Consider the following 17847-nt stretch of genomic DNA (forward strand, 5'->3'; position numbering starts at 1 on the left):
CAAGTCAAAGCCCCTAGTTTTTACTACGCCCCATCTCTACTTCACCCCTCCCCTAATTAACCTCATTTTTCTTCACCTCAAACGTATACGTCTGGCTACCGCTTAGGCCAGACTGGCTGATGCCCTGTACGACCACGCGGTAATGCCCCGACAGATCAGAAGTAAAGAACTGTAACTTTTGCTGGCCGTGGGCCTGCGGTTCCCAGAAGAGTAAGGAACGAAAATCGGCGATGCGGCTCTCGCGTTGAGCAGGCGTGTCGTAACGGGGTGAGTAAAAATCCCTTCCGGCCTGAACCCCTTCGTACGAAGTGACCAGTCCCTCGGGCTGATAGCCAGCAATATCGCCTTTGTAGCTCATGAAACTAACGATTCCACTAAACACCGCAGAACCTAATACATACCGCTTGTTGACAATGTCCAGCCGCTTGATTTTCAGTGGGTCGATAGCCAATAACTTGTTCAGGTCGAACATGGGTACGCCATCGAGCAGTACCATCGGCGGCGTGGTAAAGTTATATTCCGTACGCCCCACCATCAGGAAACGGAAACGCCCCTGCGAGCGTCGCACGTCCACTTCAGGCACGTATTCCCGCATGACTTCTTCCAGCACTGGAAACCGCGTGTAGGCATCGAGGTAATAGGTACGATCCGCTTTGCCATAAAAATAAGCGGTGTCGGAAGCAACGGCATTGGTATAAATCGGCATATAGGCATTGCGAACCTGCATGTCGATACTACGATTCAGTAAGAATTCCTGCTCTTTAGGATTGAAGGCAAAGCCGGGTAAGCTCCGGGAAGAATACTGATCCGAAAACGAACTTTCCAGTTCCACCTGATGCAGACTATCCGCTGGTTGAACAACGACTTCGTTCAGACCCGAAAAATGACGCATTTCAAAAAATACCCGCCCTGCGGAGTCACTAATGGCGGGATAAAGCCACAAATCCCGACCCGGAGCATTCATAAACACCGCCGCTCCCTTCACGGGGTTTCGGTTCATATCCGTTACTTTTCCAAAGACAATATGTTCCTCATGCTCAGGAACGTACTTCATCTGCGGCCCCTGAACAATAGTTTCCCAGCGGAATCGGCTCCAGCCATGCGTCAACATCACCAGATCAGTCTCGGCGGCGGGATTATTCACGTAATAGGCCGGAGATTCAACCGTTCCTTTCAAATCCGAACTGAGCCAGAGGTAACTATACACGTCTTCGGATTCGCCCTGATCCAACGAATCCAGTCGATAAACTGATACCGATAAATCACTGGAATCAGCGGCTTGCAAGGCCAATGAAACCGCCTGACGAGTGGCATACACCGGCTTATCCGTCTGCACCTGAATGGCTAGTTTCTGCTTCGGACGTTTGAAGTAAAGTCGCTCGCAAACGGGCTGCTGCTGGGCGTTAAATAGGGTAATGTGCGAAATGCCTTCGTCTAACTGAGCCAGCGGCACCTGAAAACGAGCTTTCCCATTTTGTAACCGCTGACGTTCGCTGAATTTCACGGATTGCCGCGTATGAACCAATGCATACACGGACTCTTCCATTCCTGAAGACTCCACATCAAGGGTTAAGTCCTGATTTCGAGAATGCTGAACGTGGAGAACGTATCCTTTTTCCTGAACCGCCGGAAGAGAAACGGACTGCTCATTTTTTCCGGCATACGTCAACACGGCGTGGTAACTCTCTCCCGCTTTCGGGGTAAACTCAAACGTTCCCATTCCCATTTGTCGCGGCTGAAAGCGAACAATCGTGTCATTACGCTCATTCACAAGGGCTCCCGAAAAATGTACGCCCTTCCCCGACTCATTAATCCCCCGAAAGGCAACGGTACTTTTCAGATTCTGAACCAGATGCCCGCCTTCTGGAAAAAACTGAAGATCCAGCTCGGACGTACCCGCTTCAGCAGGAATTTTAGTGAAGGTATTAACAATACTAATCGTCTTCTCGAAGTAAAGTTCCGGGCTGAAATTCTTCATCCAGTGGGTATAAGCCCGCAGGGTATAATGCCCCGACTGAATGGTGGCTGGTAATACCAGCATACCATTACCCGATCCTTTTTTCAGCGAAACTTTGCTTTGCAGAACAACGCCGTGACTTAAATCCAGCAGCTCCACGTAGGCCACTTTACTTAAATCCATTGACTGATGCGTTTGCCCATTCAGGGCGTACACTTTAAACCATACACTTTCGCCCACGACGTAATATGAACGGTCGGTATGAACGTATAATTTTTCCTGAACGGCCTGACGGTTGTACGCATCGAAAGCCTGACGTACAGATTCCTGAGCCAGAAGCTGTGGAGCCCAAAGCCCCATACTAAGCAAAATAAATAATCGTAGCTTCATCGAATAAGGATATTAAAACCAGACAGGCTTTTTCAGTCCGCCACCCAGAAACCGACAATCCGCACAGGTAGCAGGAGCCATAATATAGGATAAAGGCGTACCGGGTTCGTCAATGATTTGAATCAGTTTCTGGCTCAAATCAGAAGTCATCATGACCTCCGTGGCATCCAGCGTATCGAAAGGAGCACTACAGCTAGGGTACGTTCCGGGATACCAGCCACCCAACTGATAAGGAGTAACCGTGAGCCGTTTTTGCTGCTCGGTACCGGCACTAAAGAAACCGAACACCAACTCGCTGGCATCGTTAGTGCAATGAATATTGCCCGTTAACACCGAAGGTTGCGGGTCGAAGAGGCCCCCTGTCGTCTCGGTTGTTCGGGCCAGCATATCCCAATATTCATAAGCCTCTTGCGATAAGGCATATTGTTTCACCAACAAACTATACTTGATTAACAACTTGTCACTAGCGTTATCAACCAAAACCAAATTCTGATTCATGATCCGATCCTGAGCCAGCTTCGCCGAGGTTCCAATGAAAATTTTCGACGAAAGATCCGTTCGCCAGCAACGGTAAGGGATCAGTACCCGGGGATTGATTTTCTTTAATCCCCCCGCAACTGAATCCTTACTGTACAAAGCACTCGTGTACTCCCAGGTTTCCTCCGTCTTCCAGCGGTAGAACCAGGTATTGTTATTCGGGTCATGCGTATTCACTCGAAAACGCATGATTCTATTGGCCCGATCGGCCTGAAAGGTAATACTGTCAATGGCCGGAGCCTGCTTCACCTGTACCAAATCCGAGGCGTATTCCTTCCCATCACGGGTATTAATCTGAAGACTAAATTTCTCGGAAGTAAGGTAATTCCGTGGGGCCAGGGTATAACGTCCCGGCTTAACTTCATTCAATTGTAGCGTTGTTCCCTTGTCACCCACGATGCGAACCCTTGCTCCCGTTTCGTTCGTAGAAGATTCCAAACTATTCAGCGACTGTGTGCGTGACAACAGAATCGTAGTCGTGTCGCTACCCACATTGAGGAAGCCGCTAACGACCAGATAACGGCCATCGGCGAAATCCTGAGATGGCTTGAACGGATCGATACACCCAGCTACCAGCAATCCCAGAAAAAAGAGTAAAAGACCGTATTTCATTTGAATATCATCAAGATTTACAACCTGCTAACCAGCGTAAAATCTGTGTTTTAGAATTTAAAATTGTAAGTAATGCTCGGAATCGGCTGACCGAAAATGGAAAGCTTATAGCCTTTTATCTGTCTGCCTTCGGTTAGGAAAAACACCGAATACGGATTCTTGCGACCCAGCAGGTTATACACCGAGAACGTCCAGGAACTGTGAGCCAGCTTTCTGACCTTATGATTGCCTTCAATGTTAATACCCACGTCCGCCCGAATGTAATCTGGAATGCGAGCCTGATTTCGTTCGGCATAGTAAATCCGTAGCACGCCATCCATGTAATACTGCCCGCGAGGCGGCGTGTAGGGTCGGCCCGTGCTATAGGTGAAGTTCATGGAAAAGCTCAGCCGACGATTGACCCGGTAGTTACTGATCAAGGAAAAATCGTGCGGTTTATCGTAGTTGGCAGGATAATAATTACCATTGTTTGGAGCATCCGCAAGCGTCGGATCGCTGGCTTTCAGTAAGGTTCGGGAATAGGTATAACTGGCCCAGCCATTGAGTTTCCCGGTTAACTTTTTCAGTAATACTTCCACGCCGTAAGCCTTACCAATGGCAGAAATAACAGCCGTTTCAATCTGCTTATTCAGGATTAATGAATCTCCACTTTTATAATCCAACACGTTACGTAAGTGCTTGTAATAACCTTCCACCGAAAGTTCAATTGAACCCGAACGCAGGTTTTTATACAAGCCTAAAGAAAACTGCTGTCCTACTTGCGGTTTCAGGTAAGGATCACTCAATTTCCAAACGTCCGTGGGCGAAATAGCCGCGGTATTGGAAAGCATCTGAATGTATTGGCGAGTGGTATTAAATCCAGCCTTGACCGATAACGTAGACGAAGCCATATACCGGAGCGATAAACGATATTCCGGTCCCATGTAATTCTGAATAACATTACCCGAACCATAGGAGCGGAAACCAGTCGTATATAACTTATCAATAGGTAATCCTTCGGCGTATTGAGCTACATTTCTAGGACCTAAATATTGAAACATGGAAAGGCGAATACCACCGGTAATAGCGAGGGCTCGATTGACATCATACCGCTCTGAAAAGTACACCGCACTTTCTACGCCTTGCTCCGGTTCCATCAATTCTGGTTTTACAAGAGATCCCTCGCCTCGGGGGTAAAAAGAACCCGGCTGAACCTTGTAGTGAATCGAACTAATCCCAAAATCCATGGTATGCTTTGTATTCGGGATGTAACTAAAATCAGCTTTTATATTCGCCTGATTAATACCAAACTTCAGGTTATACGCATTAATCGGGAATTGCTCTCCCTGAATGTCATACCGATAACGGGTATAAGCTCCGGTAAAGGTTCCGAATAATTTAGGATTAAAGATTCGCTTCCATTTAATCGAGGCTAACTGGCTTTCGTACCGGTAGGTAGTATCTGAATTAAACTTGAAGTGATCATTACTGATATATCCCATAATCATCAGACTACTTTTCTGATTGATTTCGTGATTCACCTGAACATTCACGTCATAAAAAGAAGCCCGGCTTTTGTTATAACGTTCGTCGGTTACCTGCTTTAAAATCCAGTTGGAGTAAGACGAGCGGCCACTCACCATAATCGACGTCCGGTCTTTGATAATCGGTCCTTCAAGCGTTAATCGCCCGGTTAATAATCCGATGCCACCCGATCCCGAAAATTTCTTTTTATTCCCTTCCCGAGTTGTTATATCCAGCACCGACGATAAGCGACCGCCCAGTCGAGCCGGAATATCGCTTTTGTATAATTCAATTTCCTTTAGAATATCAGGATTAAAAGCTGAGAAAAAGCCGAATAAGTGCGAAGGATTATAGACGGTCGCATCGTTAAATAAAATCAGGTTCTGATCGGTAGAGCCACCCCGTACGTTCAGCCCCGTGCTGCTCTCCCCTACTGATTTCACGCCGGGCAGAGTTAATACTACCCGCAAGGCATCCGTTTCGCCAAAGGCCGTCGGTACCTGCTTCATCGTCTTAATGGTCAGTTTTGACACGCCCATCTGGTTACTCGAAACGCTGGCATCCAGGTCTGATTTGACCAGAATTTCCTTCAAAGCGGTGATACTTTCAACCATTTCGATATTTAGCGTACCGTTAGAATACAACACAATCTGCCGTTGCGATTCCCGCATTCCAATGCTTCGCACCCTAAGCGTATGACGACCTCTCGGCAGGGTTAGGCTGTAATTCCCAAAGGCATCCGTAGAGGTTCCGGCTGTAGATTTTTCTACCGTAATGTAAGCCCCAATCACGGGTTCACCCGTAACAATATTTCGGACGGAACCGCTAACGGTCGCGTTGCCGGGTTTGATTCGGTACGTTTTTATGCCAATATCATACACCTTGCTTTCAGCCGTTGAAAGCAGTCGGGCGGTTAATTCTTTATCGTGAAAATCGTAAGAAATGGTAGTATCTAATTCTCGATTGGCATCAAAAACGCCCTTGGGTAAGGTCGTGATAATGGGTCGATCTTTGGTAATAAAAATATGATGCTGAGCATCAATCGCATATTTCAAATCGGTATCCTGAAAAACCTGATTCAAAAAAGCGGGTAAAGACTTTTGGGTGACGGATGCGGTCACAAATACACTATCCGTATCAGTCTGATTATAGTAGAAGTAGTAGTCAGAGTTACTTTCAATCAATTTTACGAAGTTCCGAAAGCTTAATCCGGTTACGCTCCCGCTCACGGTTTTTCCATCAAAAGAAAGTTGAGCCGAAACCTGAAAACTAAATAAACCTGACAAAAAGAAAAGAAGGAGAAGTTTTTTCATCTGATTTGATCGTAGTATGCCGCCATTTCACCGATAGACTTTTTCCGGTTTTCTTTGTATAATTTGCCTCGCATAAATCGCCTGACTTCCCGTTTTTTATCACCCAATAGTTGAAGTACCGATTTTTTACTTTTGACCTGATGGTATTTCTGATCTTTAAGAATGTAATACCGATCATCAATGTTGTAGATAATCTGAACGGTCCTGTCCGAAAGGTCTTCCGTACGGGTTTTGAATCGCTTGCAGTATACTTTCGTTTTTCCGTCGTAAATAACTTCGTAATAACCCGGATTGATTCCTTTGCTAAGTCTGGTAAAACGATGCCCATGAATGGTGAAACCCGATAAGTCTTCTGGACTTAACATGATTCGATTCAGCCCGTCATGATTCTGAATGACATAAATATCCCGATGAATATCATAGACTGCATGTACGCCATCGTAAGAATATCCATTGTAAACAATAGAGGTAGTATCCCAGTCTAATGATTCAAAAAACTGGTGACCTATAGGACGGAATTCCTGAATCGTATATTCTCTACCGTTAAAGTAACGGGCATTCAGGAACGTAGCTTTGTGGTATTGTTGAATGGCAGATTCTTGAGCTGTTAATACGGCTAGTGAATCCGTCTTTTGTGCAAATGCTAAAGTAATGCCCCCGAACAAATAAATGAAGTACAGAAACCTGAATAGGCTTTTTCGGAGGGGTACGAGCGACATAATTTTCAGATAGGCTTTAAACAGATGGAAGTATATTCAGAATTCGAAGGTATAAAAATAAAAGTCAATTCAATGGGTTTACTACTTCTTTGAGATATAGATTTCTTTTTTAGCGACCAGCTTCAACGTTAAGCCTACTGATTTTCGAGAAACATACCCTTTTTTCTAAATCAAGTCCATGCTGGGCAGGGGTTCGTGGTTTTCCTGCGGCTAAAACAAATCTGCCTTCCTGATGGTCTATTCGAAATATTCGGTTCATTTTTATAGTCCAGAACCAGCTTAAATTGTCAACTATACACTTAAAACTCCTTATCTTTGAGTACGATCTCTAAACTATTAATTCTTATGCGTCTCTCCGCGTGGCAACGAGCCCTCTGGCTTTGCCTCTTGCTATTGCCAGCTCTGGTTAAAGCTCAGGTTACCGAAAATCCCCTGAAGGGTAAAAAAGTATTAGTCTTTTCAAAAACGGTTAAGTTCCGACACAGCTCCATTCCGCAGGGTATTCGCTGCATTGAAGCCTTAGGTCGCAAGCACGATTTTACGGTAGATGCCACCGAAAATTCCGCAGCCTTTACCGAGGACAACCTCAAAAAATACAAGGCAGTCATTTTCCTCAGCACGACGGGAGATGTTCTGAACGATAGCCAGCAGGCAGCCTTCGAACGTTACATTCAGGCTGGTGGGGGCTATGTAGGCATCCACGCCGCCGCCGATACCGAATACGACTGGCCCTGGTACGGGAAGCTGGTGGGTGGCTGGTTTCTCTCCCACCCCGGTAATCCCAACGTTCGGACGGGAGACATGACTGTTCGCGACAAGAACCATCCCGCAACGGCAGAATTACCCACGACTTTCAAGCGTACCGACGAATTCTACGACTATAAGAATGTAAATCCTGACATTAAGGTGCTCATTACCGTCGATGAAAAGTCATACGGCGATTCAAAAATGAACGCTGGCGAAAACCACCCGATGGTCTGGTATCATGAATTTGATGGCGGTCGGATGTTCTACACGGCTTATGGTCATACCGATGAGACGTTCATGGAACCGCTTTTCCTGCAACACCTTTGGGGAGGTTTACGCTGGGCCTCAGCCGGAGCATCGCTCGACTACAAAAAAGCTAAAACGCAACGGGCACCCGAAGAGAACCGTTTTTCTCGTCAAACCATCGACGAAAAATTATACGAACCTACGGAGTTAGCCGTTCGGGACGGGAAGGTTTTTTATACCCAGCGTCGCGGTGAAATTCGGTATTACGATCCAAAGAAAAGCTCGAAAGTAAAGTCGCTGGATACGGTTAAGGTTTACAAGGAATTTGAATATGGTTTGATGGGCATTAACCTGGATCCGAAATTTGAAGATAACCACTGGATGTATCTGTATTATTCTCCTTCCGCGGCGAAATACGGAGCAGACACGGCCAACCGACTGGTGCGGGTGAAGTTTGATCCAGCGAACGAAAAGATTAACTGGAACACCGAACAGGTTTTACTTCGTGTACCTGTCAAACGCGACGGCTGCTGCCACACCGGCGGTTCGATTGAGTTCGACAAAGCGGGTAACTTATACCTTTCTACGGGTGACGACACCAATCCTTTCGACTCGGAAGGCTTCTCGCCAAGCGATGGCCGGGAAGGCCGCCGGGGGTATGATGCCCGGGCTACCTCCTCAAACACCAATGATTATCGGGGTAAAATTTTAAGAATTAAACCTAACGACGACGGAACGGCGGGTTACAGCATTCCCGAGGGAAACCTCTTCAAAAAAGGAACGGCCAAGGCCTTAACCGAAATTTACGTGATGGGTAACCGTAACCCTTACCGCATTTCAGTCGATCAGCACAACGGTTACCTGTACTGGGGCGAAGTAGGCCCGGATGCCGGTAATGACATTGAAGGTCGCGGGCCACGCGGACACGATGAGGTAAACCAGGCCCGGCAAGCGGGTTACTTTGGCTGGCCCTTGTTTGTAGCGGATAACCGGGCGTATAACAGATACGATTTCGAAAAGAAGAAATCAGGTGAAAAATACGATCCGGCGAAGCCCATTAACGACTCGCCTCATAACACGGGTTTGAAGGAGTTACCCCCGGCTCAGAAACCAATGATTTATTACCCCTACGCCGATTCGCCAGAGTTTGGGGAAATCGTGGGTAAAGGTGGACGTAATGCCATGGCAGGGCCGGTTTATTACTGGGAAGATTATGACGCCGATTCGAAGGTGAAATTTCCGGAATTCTATCAGGGTAAATTTTTCAGTTACGACTGGATTCGGGATTACATTAATATTGTAACGATGAAGCCTAACGGCAATTTACAGAGTATTGAACGCTTCCTGCCCGATTGGAAATTCTCGCACCCCATTGACATGCAATTTGATCGGGATGGGTCGCTGTACATGCTGGAATACGGTCCGAACTGGTTTGCTCAAAACGACGAGGCCCGCCTGACTCGCATTACGTATAATGCCGGAAATCGTCCGCCGGTAGCGGTAGCCCAGGCAAACAAAGAAGCCGGAGCGGTTCCTCTACAGGTAACGTTTTCGTCCAAAGGTTCGATGGATTATGAAGGTGATGCCTTGAGTTATGAATGGACCATTGCGGGTAAAAAATTCAAAACGCCAACGGCGACTTATACCTTCACTAAGCCCGGTACCTATAAGGCGACCCTGAAAGTTACGGACGCGGCAGGCCATACTAGCCAGCAAGCCTTGGAAGTAACGGCAGGCAATGAGTTACCCAAAGTGGAACTGGCCGTTAAAGGCAATCAGACTTTCTACTTTAATAACCAGCCCGTTACTTACGAAGTGAAGGTTTCGGATAAAGAAGACGGTTCGCTGGCTACGAAGAAAATCCCCGAAGAAGATGTAATGGTAAATATCAACTTCCTGGAAGGTTTCGATAAAACCATTATCGCTCAGGGGCACCAGATGAATACGAGCTTCTCGACGGGCAAACGCCTCATGGAACTTTCGGATTGTAAAGCCTGCCACTCCATCGATAAGAAATCCATTGGGCCTTCTTACCGCGACGTCGCGAAAAAGTACAAAGGCCAGGATGTACAGAACCGACTGATTACAAAGGTCATCAACGGCGGAGCGGGCGTTTGGGGTGAACAGCCCATGAGTGCTCACCCCCAACTCAGCAGAGCTGACGTCGGCGAAATGGTGAAGTACATTCTAAGCCTGAGCGACCAGAAGAAAATGAGCCAGCCCGTGAAAGGTAATTACGTTCCGCAGGATAATGGCAAGAATGGAACGTACATTTTTGCGGCCAGCTATACCGACCGGGGAAAAGGTGCCATTGCTCCTCAAACGGTTCAGAAGACGGCTACGTTGCGTAGCTCTAAAGTTCCGGCGTTGAGTAACGATGTGTCGAAATACATTCAGACGATGAACTCCCGGGAACTGAAGAAAAACCTGGCAGTAGCTACTACTACTGGCAGTTACATCGGCTTTAAAGCAATTGACCTGACCAATATTGGGGCATTAGTTTTCAACGCCGTAACGGTTCCTGGCAAAGCCGCAGGGGGCACAGTGGAAGTGCGTTTGGGCTCGCCGACCGGAAAAGTCATTGGTCAGGCAACCATTCGTGAAACGGGTGAAACAAAGGCTACCCTTGCTAGTATCCCAGTCACTCGTTCCAGCGATCTTTATCTGGTATTCATCAATCCAGAGGTTAAGGATAATCAGGATTTATTTGCACTGGATACCATCGAATTCCAGAAAAAATAAATTCAAATCTGTATTTCATTACTCAAAAATCCGGGTCTGTAAAGGCCCGGATTTTATTTGGGTTACGGGTCTGATTTTTCCTAATCAGGCTTGCTCTCTTTAAACGCGAACGCATTTCCAGGCCATACGCGATAAATCGCATCTCCACATGGAAAATTTGAAAGTCTATTTAACCCTAGTATAACCGTTATTCTTCCGCCGAAATAATCATAAGTACTTACCATCACAAAATACTTATTTATCAAACCTTTTGGCATTATTTTTTAAGTACAATGAGTTTTAAAACAACTCACGTATGAAACGCTTATCCATTGTACTTGCCCTTTTACTGGGAATTGTCGCTACAAGTCAGGCTCAGTATCGTTACTATCGCTATCCTAGCTCGTCCAAAAAATCTACTCATCGATATAATCATCGCGATGATTTCAAACGTCAAAGCTATTTGGGTTTTAAAGTTGGTGGCACGCACACGGCATTAATTAACAACAACCGTCCGATTGAACTAGGACTTGCTCCCGACTTTCAGGGAGGTCTGGCCGCTAAACTAGCCTTAGGTGGTTTTTTAGCCTTACAACCTGAGATTCTTTATACCCAAAGTACAACCAAGTATTTCGGGCAAAATCAGAATTCCAGAATAACCCGTTCCAGTGTAGATGTACCGATTCTTTTTCGTTTTTCATTCGGTAACACGACGCAGTTTTTTATCAATGCCGGTGCCCAGGCGAGTTATGCCCTAGATACCAAAACCAAATATCCTGGACAGCCCGAAGAAACGCTGGAATATGAAAAAGACGACTTCAACCATCGTACGGGTTATGGAGCTGCGGGAGGCATGGGCGTGGCCATTAACAGTCATTATGGTCAATTCTTGATTGAAGCCCGGGGATATTACCCCATGGGTGACTTCGCCAACGGCTGGTTAAATCAACCTGAAAATCGAATGCTAAATGTAGGTTTATCGATTGGGTACTTGGGAAGATTGGGACGGTAACTCACTTACCTGTTAAAAAAGCTTCTGGGTAGTCCAGAAGCTTTTTTTATTGACCTATCATTCCGCGGCATGGTAAAGGAAAGTACTCCTAAGCCTAGGCAAGGTCCTTCGCTTCGCTCTGGATGACAGAAGAGGAGAATAAAAGCGTATTCTAGAAGTAAAAAAAGACCTCGCCTCTGTCATTTCGAACGCAGTGAGAAACCTTACTAGGTAATGCGTACTAGTTTGAAGTAAGCAGTTATTTTTTGATTGAGAAAGTTTTCTTAAAGTCAAGCAAGTTCCTTCGCTCTCGATAGAATAAGGAAAAGAACTAAACTAATAATGATCCTAGAAAGAATGCTGCTAAAGCCCTAATGCAAAAAGCCTGATAACTTGCGTTACCAGGCTTTTGCGGTCCGGACGGGGCTCGAACCCGCGACCCCCTGCGTGACAGGCAGGTATTCTAACCAACTGAACTACCGGACCTTTGAGGCACTGTACTGTAATCTTTTTGTCACTAAACTTGCGGTCCGGACGGGGCTCGAACCCGCGACCCCCTGCGTGACAGGCAGGTATTCTAACCAACTGAACTACCGGACCATTCTCTTTGTTCTGACGACTTATCCGTCGAACTGGGTTGCAAATATAGGGGTTTAAAAACGCCTTTGGCAAGTCCCAGAGCAAAGAAAATTCATTTTTTACGATATTTTTTTTCACCAGGATTGATTACCAATCACTTACCAGCGAAAAATTTTTTAACTATTTTTCGTCACCGGGATACACAACTCCAATTTGTCTCCGAATGTCAACCAGACTCTCCATTAATTCAATACTAAACGAATGCGGTAATAAGGGACTTTCGGTTAATCCTTCGCTGATGCAATTTTGCACGTGCTCGGCTTCATACGCATAACCCCAGCCTATACGTTCCGTTGAGATACTTTGTGGCATGGCATCTTCAGGGTATAACGTCAGCCCGGTCGTTTCGTGAAAACGGCTTTGAATGAATAACTGACCTTTAGTCCCGTAGATCGTACAGGTCGTGTCCGTCTTTGCGGCAAACGTAGAGAACAGGCTGGCGGTAGCTCCTGAGTCGTAACGCAGGGCCATCGAGCAGTTCATATCTACCCCTGTTTCGGTGATTGTGCCTAAGGCTTTGATCTCGGCGGGAACACCCAGTAATAACTTGCTAATGAAAAGTGGATACAAACCGATGTCATACAACGAACCACCCGCCAGGTCGCGGTTAAATAAACGTTTGGTAACGTCATATTCCGCTTTAAAGCCAAAATCTGCCTGCACGTGGACAATCTCTCCTATTTGTCCCGACTGAACGATTTCCAGCGTTTGCAGAATGGCTGGGTGAAACCGGGACCAGATCGCCTCCATCAGAAAAAGCTCCTTCTCTTTGGCCAGTGCCGTCATTTCCCGCACCTGCTCGGTGTTCAAAGCAAAGGCTTTCTCACAAAGCACGTGTTTTCCAGCATTCAGACACAACAGTGTATGTTCATAGTGTTCAGAGTGTGGCGAGGCCACGTACACCACCTGCACATCGGGGTCATTGACCAGTTCCTGATACGAACCATAGGCTTTGGCTACGCCGAATTCTTCAGCAAAGCCAATGGCCCGATCCAGGCTACGCGAGCCTACGGCAACCATTTTTGATCCGGCAACGTACTGTAAGTCCTCGGCAAATTTGCGGGCGATGTGTCCGGGTGCAAGAATTCCCCAATTCATGGATTAAATAGATTTAGGATATACGTTGATAAGTGTAAAACTTCAGGCATGAAGAAGGCTGGTGCAAAGCCAGCCTTCTTTCATCATCTTTCAAAACTACAAGTTAAATTATTATAGTTATTTAGCCATACAGGGTTCGGTTGTCAAACGTTGACTATCAACTAACAACCCAAAACGATCAACTACTTATACGGGCTTCATCGCCTGTAAAAGTCGCTCTACCTGTTCCATCGAAACAGCCGGGAAATTAGCAATTCGAATTTGGCTATCTTTCGCTTTTCCGTATCCACTTCCCACAACCATTCCTTCTTTCTTGATACGTTCAATCAGTTCTTTCGAAGATTCGATGGTGTTCGCTACGGCCACGGTTGGGCTGCGATGATCCGGGTTTTTAACGTAGGGCTCATACCCTTCCGTTTTTTCCAGAAAATCATAAATCTTCTTGGCTTTCGCATCCGTTTCTCTTCGAATGGTTTCGATACCGACGCGATTCATGTCTTCGGCCACTTTTCCTAACAGGTAAATATTCCAGACGTTAGGTGTTTCTGGTGTTTCAAAGTTTTTGTAATTTTTCCAGAGACTGGGTAAACTGTGATACGAGCCAATTACGTTGTCCTTGGCTTTGAGCGATTCTGCCTTCGCTAGGCATTTTTCGTTCACAATCCATACCCCTAAACCGGCGGGTAACCCAAATGACTTTTGCACGGAGAAAAAGGCAGAGTCAACCTCCTCAAAATCAAGCGAGTGATAGGGAGCTGACGACACCATATCAACACAGAATAGTTTAGAACGGTAACTCCGCTTTAACTTATTGATATCTACGCCACGCATCTGAACGCCCGTTGAGGTTTCATTGGCAGTTAAACCAACCAGTTCGACGTAATCAGGAATTTTCACTTTTCCGCTAGTATCCTCCGTCGTGCCGTCGGTTACTTTCACGAAATCATCATAATCAAAACCCTGTCCCAGTGGCTTTTCAAACAAATGGGTGAACTTCTTCAGATCATTGGCTGTATCATAGAATTTTTGCGAGAAAGACCCATTGACACAGTGAAAACTTTCAAATTCTACGCAGTTCTGAATGACTCGTTCCCAGATTTCCGTTGCCGAGCCAGTAAATAAAATCGCGTGCGAAGAAGGGATATTCAGTAATGTCCGCAGTTGTTCATCCGTATGCTGATAAATTTTGCGAAAAGCAGCCGAACGGTGCGAAATTGAACCCACCTGTTCAGCAAGAGCCGTTTGAATATGTTGAGCAACCGTAGGATATAATTCCGCCGGACCAGGGGTAAAGTACAATTGAGACATGGCTATAAACAGCAAGATAAGAAAGCCAGTAAGCTCTAGTACAACCTAAAGCGTACTGGCTTTCATTCATTAATATAACATCCGGAATTTGATGGTTTCTTCAATTTCCTTCAATTCCTGCACAATTTCCTTGGAGTAATTTTTAGCCACGTCGGTAATTACGTAACCAATTTTTTCGGACGTTTTCAGATACTGCCCTACAATGTTAACCCCGTATTTCGCGAAAATTCCATTCACTTTGGACATCACACCGGGTACGTTCTGGTGAATGTGCAGCAACCGGTGGGCATCGTGTAAAGGCGGCAGGGTTACTTCGGGGAAGTTTACCACGCCATACGTACTACCCGTATTTACATACCCCAGCAATTTATTGGGCACGAATTCGCCGATACTGGCCTGAGCTTCCTCGGTACTTCCTCCGATGTGTGGAGTCAGAATTACGTTGGGTAATCCTCTCAGTTCGCTTTCGAAAATTTCGTCGTTGGTTTTGGGTTCCTGAGGGAATACATCTACCCCGGCTCCACGAATTTTACCCGATTTGACGGCATTTGCCATGGCCTTTACATCGACCACGTGCCCACGCGACAGGTTCAGGAAAACCACGCCATCTTTCATTTGGTTGAATTCCTTCTCTCCAATGAGCATCGAGTTGGTTTTACGACCATCCACGTGCAGCGTTACCACGTCTGACTGGTTGAGTAATTCCTCCAGCGTGTGGCACTGACGAGCGTTCGAAAGCGGTAATTTTTCAACCAGATCGAAGAATAATACTTCCATCCCCAGAGCTTCAGCCACCACGGAAAGCTGGATACCGATGTTACCGTAGCCAATCATCCCGATTTTCTTCCCACGTACTTCGTTCGAGTTTTTCGCTGACTTGTCCCAAATGCCTTCGTGCATTTTAACGGACTTGTCATAAATACCCCGCATGAGCAGAATCATCTCGCCCACGGCCATTTCTACGACAGAACGGGTGTTCGAGTAAGGAGCATTAAAGACAGCCACACCCCGCTCTTCAGCGGTAGCGAGGTCAATCTGGTTCGTACCGATGCAGAACGCACCGATTACCATCAGACGGGGAGCATTTTCGAGCACTCGTTTGGTAACCATTGTTTTCGAACGGATTCCAAGAATGCTGATATCTTTAATTTTTTCGATCAGTTCGTCTTCGTCCAGAGCTCCTTTCAATAACTCTACCTGAAACCCTTCACGGCTGAACATTTCCACGGCACGGGCGTGCACGTTTTCCAGCAATAATACTTTCAGTTTACTTTTAGGATACGACTGACTCCGGCTTAACTGATTGATATATAAGAATTCGTCGAGCGAGTTTACAATATGGTCGGCTTTCTCGACTACTTTCTGACGTTCAATATTTTCGGTAAAGGCAAAGAATTTATTGGCTAAACCAGATTCGCGAAGCTCATAATCGGTATATCCATCGCCAATCACGTAGACATCGCCGGGTAGACTCAGTTGTCTGAGCAGACTTACCTTACCCCCATTTTTTGATAACACGTTTGTGTCGTCATACCCTACAATCGTTCCGGCTTCGTCGAAGCGGAAGGTATTGGCAAACACATGATCTTCGCGAACGCCCATTTCCGTTACGATGGGTTCGATAAACTCCCGAAAACCGCTGGAGACAATATAAATCTGATCGCGATATTCGCTGATAAATTCCTTGTTACGGAGGAACGAATCGGATACTTTACCCCGTAGAAATTCTACCAGCAGGTCCACGTGTTCGCGACTGGCACTCAGCAATTCTATTCGCTGCTGCAAGGCTTGCTCGAACGACAACTCGCCAGCCATTCCACGATCCGTTAACTCCTTAATTTTACCCACGACTTCATCGCGGTTTTTCTGGCTGGCCAGGCTAATGGCTGCCAATTCATCGAGTCCTTCAACCTTCGTAAACGTCGAATCGAAATCGATCACGAAGTAGGTTTGTTCCAGGGTTTTTGTCAACATATTCAGATTGACCGCTACTTATTACGGATTATTAACAATGGTCGCACTTACTTCATTGGAAGCAAATTACGAGTAGGTTTCGTTCAAATACGTTTATGATGGTTCGAGGAGGTACCTTAACGCCAATTCCTCCGACCACAACACCCCCTTGTATCCGGCCTGATAAAAACCACAATGCCCGCCTTGCGGTGGCGTTTGTAACCAGACGTATTTCAGTGGTTTGCAGCGGTCGTACGGGTAACAGTCGCTGGACAGGAACGGATCGTTCTGTGCATTGACAATTCTGGTAGGAAGGCGGATCTTTTCGATGAAGTACAACGAAGAATTCGCTTCGTAGTACGTTTCCGCATCCGGATACCCGTGTAGTTGTGAAGTGTAGTAATTATCAAAATCCCGGATGGTACGCACCTGATCAATGTGGCTGGCATCAATTAAATCGGGTAATAGGGCCGCTTTCTGCCGAATTTTATTCTTCAGCGAACGATTAAAACGATCCGAATACACCCAGGCCTGCCAGCGTTCGAGGTGCGTGCTTCCGCTTGATAGATGCAAAGGTACGGAGAAGACTAACGCTTTTCGGAGTTCGGGGTAAGCATTTTCAGCCAATTCTCCTAAATATTTGAGCGTCAGGTTACCGCCGAGGCTAAAACCCATCAAATATACCTCTTTATAACCCTTCGTCAGGGCGTATTTTACCACAAAATCCAGATCATCGGTTGCTCCACTATGATAAAAACGCGGCAGGCGGTTCATTTCTCCCGAGCAACTTCTGAAATTCCAGGCCAGGGTATCGTAGCCATGAGCATTTAGGTGTTTCACCATTCCCAATATATACTGACTCGAAGAATTCCCTTCCAGGCCATGACTCAGAATAACCAGAGGACGCAAACCGCTCTTGCTCAGATCGGTATTCATTCGCCAGTCTAAATCCAGGAAATCGTCATCGGGGGTAGAAATGCGTTCGCGTTCGTACACAACACCCGTCACTTTTCGGAACAAAGCGGGGAAGATACTTTGGGCATGCCCATCAGGCAGCCAAAACGGGGGACGGTAATCGGATTGCTCAAGTAATGGCATGGGAAACGCCGACCA

General features: G+C 46.3%; 10 protein-coding genes and 2 tRNA genes. 2 read left to right on the forward strand and 10 right to left on the reverse strand.

Features of this window, described 5'->3' with window-relative positions; all coding sequences use genetic code 11:
• Positions 1–52 precede the first annotated feature (52 nt).
• Genes QE357_RS15115 through QE357_RS15130 form a run of 4 tightly spaced genes read right to left on the reverse strand, consistent with a single transcriptional unit; the run spans position 53 to position 7031 of the window.
• Entirely contained in the window at positions 53–2347 is a 2295-nt protein-coding gene (locus QE357_RS15115; protein ID WP_309709053.1) for a hypothetical protein, read from the reverse strand.
• A 12-nt stretch (positions 2348–2359) separates the two neighbouring features.
• Positions 2360–3496, reverse strand: coding sequence for a DUF4249 domain-containing protein (locus QE357_RS15120; protein ID WP_106637570.1), 1137 nt, complete (start codon positions 3494–3496; stop codon positions 2360–2362).
• Positions 3497–3546: 50 nt separating this feature from the next.
• Positions 3547–6312 (reverse strand): TonB-dependent receptor, encoded by a 2766-nt coding sequence (locus QE357_RS15125; protein WP_309709056.1) that lies wholly within the window; start codon positions 6310–6312, stop codon positions 3547–3549.
• Entirely contained in the window at positions 6309–7031 is a 723-nt protein-coding gene (locus QE357_RS15130) for a hypothetical protein (protein WP_309709059.1), read from the reverse strand. The genes QE357_RS15125 and QE357_RS15130 overlap by 4 nt, the downstream gene beginning before the upstream one ends.
• Positions 7032–7376: 345 nt before the next feature.
• Here QE357_RS15130 and QE357_RS15135 point away from each other — a divergent pair, with 345 nt between their 5' ends.
• Entirely contained in the window at positions 7377–10766 is a 3390-nt protein-coding gene (locus QE357_RS15135; RefSeq protein WP_309709062.1) for a ThuA domain-containing protein, read from the forward strand.
• A gap of 295 nt (positions 10767–11061) precedes the next feature.
• Positions 11062–11757, forward strand: a complete 696-nt coding sequence (locus QE357_RS15140; RefSeq protein ID WP_309709065.1) for a porin family protein — start codon at positions 11062–11064, stop codon at positions 11755–11757.
• A gap of 391 nt (positions 11758–12148) precedes the next feature.
• On the opposite strand, the gene QE357_RS15145 is transcribed toward QE357_RS15140, so the two are convergent.
• The 6 genes from QE357_RS15145 to QE357_RS15170 form a co-directional block, all read right to left on the reverse strand.
• Positions 12149–12222, reverse strand: a tRNA-Asp gene (locus QE357_RS15145).
• Between the two features lie 40 nt (positions 12223–12262).
• A tRNA-Asp gene (locus QE357_RS15150) sits at positions 12263–12336 on the reverse strand.
• A gap of 159 nt (positions 12337–12495) precedes the next feature.
• On the reverse strand, positions 12496–13473 hold the full coding sequence (locus tag QE357_RS15155; protein ID WP_106637566.1) for a Gfo/Idh/MocA family protein: 978 nt from the start codon (positions 13471–13473) through the stop codon (positions 12496–12498).
• A gap of 186 nt (positions 13474–13659) precedes the next feature.
• Positions 13660–14781, reverse strand: coding sequence for an aminotransferase class V-fold PLP-dependent enzyme (locus QE357_RS15160; protein ID WP_309709068.1), 1122 nt, complete (start codon positions 14779–14781; stop codon positions 13660–13662).
• 69 nt (positions 14782–14850) lie between these two features.
• Positions 14851–16755: a phosphoglycerate dehydrogenase gene (gene serA, locus QE357_RS15165; protein ID WP_309709070.1), complete on the reverse strand. Its 1905-nt coding sequence runs from the start codon at positions 16753–16755 to the stop codon at positions 14851–14853.
• Between the two features lie 93 nt (positions 16756–16848).
• On the reverse strand, positions 16849–17832 hold the full coding sequence (locus QE357_RS15170) for a YheT family hydrolase (protein ID WP_106637604.1): 984 nt from the start codon (positions 17830–17832) through the stop codon (positions 16849–16851).
• Between the last annotated feature and the right edge of the window lie 15 nt (positions 17833–17847).

It is taken from the genome of Siphonobacter sp. SORGH_AS_0500, assembly GCF_031453245.1.
In the GTDB taxonomy this organism is placed as follows: Bacteria; Bacteroidota; Bacteroidia; order Cytophagales; family Spirosomataceae; genus Siphonobacter.

Coding starts and splice junctions, on each gene's coding strand:
- QE357_RS15115 (WP_309709053.1), bottom strand. CDS start 2,347: ATGAAGCTACGATTATTTATTTTGCTTAGTATGGGGCTTTGGGCTCCA.
- QE357_RS15120 (WP_106637570.1), bottom strand. CDS start 3,496: ATGAAATACGGTCTTTTACTCTTTTTTCTGGGATTGCTGGTAGCTGGG.
- QE357_RS15125 (WP_309709056.1), bottom strand. CDS start 6,312: ATGAAAAAACTTCTCCTTCTTTTCTTTTTGTCAGGTTTATTTAGTTTT.
- QE357_RS15130 (WP_309709059.1), bottom strand. CDS start 7,031: ATGTCGCTCGTACCCCTCCGAAAAAGCCTATTCAGGTTTCTGTACTTC.
- QE357_RS15135 (WP_309709062.1), top strand. CDS start 7,377: ATGCGTCTCTCCGCGTGGCAACGAGCCCTCTGGCTTTGCCTCTTGCTA.
- QE357_RS15140 (WP_309709065.1), top strand. CDS start 11,062: ATGAAACGCTTATCCATTGTACTTGCCCTTTTACTGGGAATTGTCGCT.
- QE357_RS15155 (WP_106637566.1), bottom strand. CDS start 13,473: ATGAATTGGGGAATTCTTGCACCCGGACACATCGCCCGCAAATTTGCC.
- QE357_RS15160 (WP_309709068.1), bottom strand. CDS start 14,781: ATGTCTCAATTGTACTTTACCCCTGGTCCGGCGGAATTATATCCTACG.
- serA (WP_309709070.1), bottom strand. CDS start 16,755: ATGTTGACAAAAACCCTGGAACAAACCTACTTCGTGATCGATTTCGAT.
- QE357_RS15170 (WP_106637604.1), bottom strand. CDS start 17,832: ATGCCATTACTTGAGCAATCCGATTACCGTCCCCCGTTTTGGCTGCCT.